The organism is Mizugakiibacter sp. (genome assembly GCF_039680435.1).
Taxonomy (GTDB): domain Bacteria; phylum Pseudomonadota; class Gammaproteobacteria; order Xanthomonadales; family Rhodanobacteraceae; genus Mizugakiibacter.
This window is the reverse complement of the sequence record NZ_JBDKSX010000105.1, coordinates 1-4406: the sequence shown is the minus strand read 5'-3', so window position 1 is coordinate 4406 and position 4406 is coordinate 1. Positions and strand designations below refer to the sequence as shown.

The following is a 4406-nucleotide window of genomic DNA, read 5'->3' as shown; positions in this document are numbered from 1 at the left end:
ACCCACCGCGCCGCCGCTGCGGCCACCGGCCGCCTGACGCCCTGGTTGCGTTGCGCCCGCGCGGCGTCGTGCCGCGCGCCGCGTACGCTGGTCCGCGTCGTCGCCGCGCTGCCGCCGCGGCGTTTCGTCACCGTTCGTATTAGAGCAACGTCATGAAGCATTCTTTCCGCTTTCCGCGCGACGGCGCCGGCGTCGACCGCGCGCGCCGCCGCTTCGTGCAGGGCCTGGCGTTCGGCGGCGTCGCCGCCGGCCTGGCCGGCTGGCGCCTGCCGGCGCTGGCCGCCGGCGCGCCGCGCGCCGAGCTGTCCGGCACCGAATTCGACCTCGAGATCGGCGCACTGCCGGTGAACTTCACCGGGCGCGCGCGCACCGCCACCGTGGTCAACGGCGCGCTGCCGGCGCCGCTGCTGCGCTGGCGCGAGGGCGACACCGTCACCCTGCGCGTGCGCAACACGCTGCCGACGACCAGCTCGATCCACTGGCACGGCATCATCCTGCCGGCCGACATGGACGGCGTGCCCGGCATCAGCTTCATGGGCATCGCGCCCGGCGATACCTACGCCTACCGCTTCACCGTCCACCAGGCCGGCACCTACTGGTACCACGGCCATTCGCGCTTCCAGGAACAGACCGGGCTGTACGGGCCGATCGTGGTGACGCCGCGCGACGGCGAGCGCTTCCCGGCCGAGCGCGACTACACGGTGCTGCTGTCGGACTGGACCGATACCGACCCCGAGCGCATCTACGCCACGCTGAAGAAGCAGAGCGACTACTACAACTTCGGCAAGCGCACGCTGGGCGATTTCCTGCACGACGCGCGCGCCGACGGCGTCGCCGCTGCGCTGGCCGAGCGGCGCATGTGGAACCGGATGCGCATGGAGCCCACCGACCTCGCCGACGTCTCCGGCTACGCCTACACCTACCTGATGAACGGCCACGCGCCGGCCGGCAACTGGACCGGCCTGTTCCGCCGCGGCGAGAGGGTGCGGCTGCGCTTCATCAACGGCTCGTCGATGACGTTCTTCGACGTGCGCATCCCGGGGTTGAAGATGACCGTGGTGGCGACCGACGGCCAGGACGTCGAGCCGGTGTCCGTCGACGAGTTCCGCCTCGGCGTGGCGGAGACGCTGGACGTGATCGTGCAGCCCGACGGCGACCGCGCCTACACCGTGTTCGCGCAGTCGATGGACCGCTCCGGCTACGCGCGCGGCACGCTGGCGCCGCGCGCGGGCATGCAGGCCGAGGTGCCGCCGCTCGATCCGCGGCCGCTGCTGGCGATGCGCGACATGATGGGCGAGATGTCGCACGACATGCACGGCATGCCCGGCATGAAGGGCATGGAAGGCGGCTGCGGCGCGACGATGGACATGGGCGACGGTACGGCGAAGGGCGGAGCCGCGCAGGCGCACGCGGCCATGCCGGGCATGACGCACGCCGCCGCGCTCGCCACCGGCCGCGGCGTCGACATGCGCGTGGCCACGCCGCGCACCGGCCTCGACGACCCCGGCGTCGGCCTGCGCGACAACGGCCGCCGCGTGCTGAGCTACGCCGACCTGCACACGCTCGGCGGCCCGTTCGACGCGCGCGAGCCCGGGCGCGAGATCGAGCTGCGCCTGACCGGCCACATGGGGCGCTACGTGTGGTCGTTCGACGGCCGCAAGTTCTCCGACGCCGCGCCGCTGCGCTTCGACCACGGCGAGCGCCTGCGCGTCGTGCTGGTCAACGACACCATGATGACCCACCCGATCCACCTGCACGGCATGTGGAGCGAGGTCGAGTCGGCGGACGGCGCGTTCCAGGTGCGCAAACACACCATCAGCGTGCAGCCGGCGCAGCAGCTGAGCTACCGGGTGACGGCCGACGCGCTCGGCCGCTGGGCCTACCACTGCCACCTGCTCTATCACATGGAGGCGGGCATGTTCCGCGAGGTGGTGGTGGCATGAGCCGGCGACGCATGAGGCACATGCTGGTGGCGGCACTGTTCGCCGCGATGCCGCAGGCCGGGGCGGCGTGCGCGCAGGAACACGCCGCGCACGCGATGGCGATGCCGCAAGACGCGGCCGATGCGTCCGCGCCGACGGCCGCGCCCGACGCGCACGCGCGGCACGCCACGCAGACGGCGCAGGCGCGGCACGCAGTCCACGCACCGCCCGCGCCGACGGCCGCCGCATCCGCCGCGGCTGCGCGCCACGTCGCGCCGCCGCCGCCCGCGCATCCGCTGCCCGGGATGACGCACGCGCAGATGGTCGAGGCGATGGCGATGGGCGACGACGCCGTGCACGCCAGGCTGCTGCTCGACCAGTTCGAACACGCGCGCGGCGACGATGCGTCGGCGGCCGCGTGGAACGCGCAGGGCTGGATCGGCCGCGACTTCGACAAGCTGTGGTTCAAGACCGAAGGCGCGCGCCGCGGCGGGCAGGTCGAGGACGCGCGCGCCGAATTGCTGTGGGACCACGCATTCGCCACGTGGTGGGACTGGCAGCTCGGCGCGCGTCGCGACTTCGGCGCGGGCCCCGGCCGTGACTGGATCGCGTTCGGCATCGCCGGCCTGGCGCCGTACTGGTTCGAGCTGCAGGCCACCGCCTACGTCGGCGCGCAGGGCCGCGCCGCGCTGCGCTTCGAGGCCGAATACGAACTGCTGCTGACCCAGCGCCTGGTGCTGCAGCCGCGCGCGGAACTCGACGCTTACGGCAAGGCCGATCCGGCGCGCGGGATCGGCGCCGGCCTGTCCGACGGCGAATTCGGCCTGCGCCTGCGCTACGAGATCCGCCGCGAATTCGCGCCGTACGTCGGCTACGTGTGGACGCGCAGGTTCGGCGCGAGCGCGGGGCTTGCGCGCAGCGCCGGCGAGCCGGCGACGGACCGCCAGTGGGTCGCCGGCGTGCGCGTCTGGTTCTGACGCCGGCGCGGGAGTAGGGTGCCGCAATGCGGCGGCGCCCGCTCGATCGCCATCAGGGAGAATCGCATGAAACTGCTGCTGAAGACGCTGGTCGTGCTGCTGGTGCTGGTGCTCGCCGGCGGTGCGTTCGTGTGGTCGGGCGCGTACGACATCGGCGCGGACGCGCCGCACTGGACGCTTACCGAGCGCCTGCTCGACGCGCTGCGTGAGCGCTCCATCGAGCGCCGCGCCGAGGACGTGCAGGTGCCGTCCAACCTCGACGATCCGGCGCTGCTCGCCGAAGGCGCCGAGCACTACGACGCGATGTGCACCGGCTGCCACCTCGCGCCCGGCATGGACGAAACCGAGATCCGCGCCGGCCTGTACCCGCAGCCGCCCAAGCTCGCCGAGGGCAGCATGGGCGACCCGCGCGAGGCGTTCTGGGCGATCAAGCACGGCGTCAAGCTGACCGCGATGCCGGCCTGGGGCAAGACCCACGACGACGCCAAGATCTGGGCGATGGTCGCCTTCCTGCGCAAGCTGCCGTCCCTGACGCCCGAGCAATATCGCCAGATCACCGGCAACGCGGGCGAGGGTGACGCGCACGAGCATCACGACGGGCACGAAGAGGCCGCGCCGCCGGCGGACCACGACCACGACGCGCACGACGGCGCCGGCCACGACCACGCCGCGCCGGCGGCCACCGCCGGCGCGCCCGCCGCGGAGGCGGCGGTGCAGGCGTTCCACGAGGCGCTGCAGCGCGGCGACCGCGAGGCCGCGCTGGCGCGGCTGGCCGAGGACGTGCAGATCGCCGAGGGCGGATCGCTGCAGCGCTCGCGCGCGGCGTACGCCGCCGCGCACCTCGGCGACGACATGGCGTTCCTGCAGGCCGCGCAGGTCAGGCTGTTGAGCCGCCACTCGGCGCTCGACGGCGACCGCGCCTGGGTGGCCAGCGAAATGGAGACGCGCGCGCAGTGGCAGGGCAAGCCGATCGCGCTGCGCGGCAGCGAAACGGTGCTGCTGCGCCAGGGCGGGTCCGGTTGGACGATCGCCGCGATCCACTGGGCGGCGGCGCCGCTGGCGTCGCCCTGAGGCGGACGCCGCCGGCCTTGACGCGGATCGAGTGCCGCCCCGCCTGCCCGGCGATGGTGTCGTCATGATTCCGCGCTGGCGCACATCCCTACGCACCCGCCTGCGGCTGGCCCTGCTGGCGGCGTGCGCGCTGCTGCTGCAGCAACTGGCGCTGGCGGCCTACGCGTGCACGCTGGATGCGGCGCCGGCGCAGACGGCGATGGCCGCGCACTGCGAAGGCGTGCCGATGTCGTCGTCGCCCGGCAGCGCCGCCGCCCTGTGCGGCTACCACTGCGCGGAGCAGGCGCCGGCCGCGCCCGACGCGCGCACGCCGACGGTACCGCCGGCCATGCTGCCCGCGCTGCCGCCCGCCGCGCCGGCGCTGCTGCCGTTGGCGCTGATGTCCCCGCCGCCGGCGTACTGCGCCGCGCCGCATCCGTCGCCGCCGGCGGCGACG

The 4406-nt window shown here is 74.0% G+C and carries 4 protein-coding genes; all 4 read left to right on the top strand.

Annotated features, from left to right (window positions below; genetic code table 11):
- The first annotated feature begins 152 nt into the window (after positions 1-152).
- The gene (locus tag ABFC67_RS11465) at positions 153-1943 is read left to right on the top strand and encodes a copper resistance system multicopper oxidase (RefSeq protein ID WP_346738161.1); all 1791 of its coding nucleotides are present in this window, start codon (positions 153-155) and stop codon (positions 1941-1943) included.
- Between the two features lie 11 nt (positions 1944-1954).
- Positions 1955-2899: a copper resistance protein B gene (locus ABFC67_RS11460; protein ID WP_346738160.1), complete on the top strand. Its 945-nt coding sequence runs from the start codon at positions 1955-1957 to the stop codon at positions 2897-2899.
- Between the two features lie 66 nt (positions 2900-2965).
- Positions 2966-3970: a c-type cytochrome gene (locus tag ABFC67_RS11455; protein ID WP_346738159.1), complete on the top strand. Its 1005-nt coding sequence runs from the start codon at positions 2966-2968 to the stop codon at positions 3968-3970.
- A 64-nt stretch (positions 3971-4034) separates the two neighbouring features.
- On the top strand, positions 4035-4406 hold a 372-nt coding region (locus ABFC67_RS11450; RefSeq protein ID WP_346738158.1), incomplete at its 3' end, for a hypothetical protein.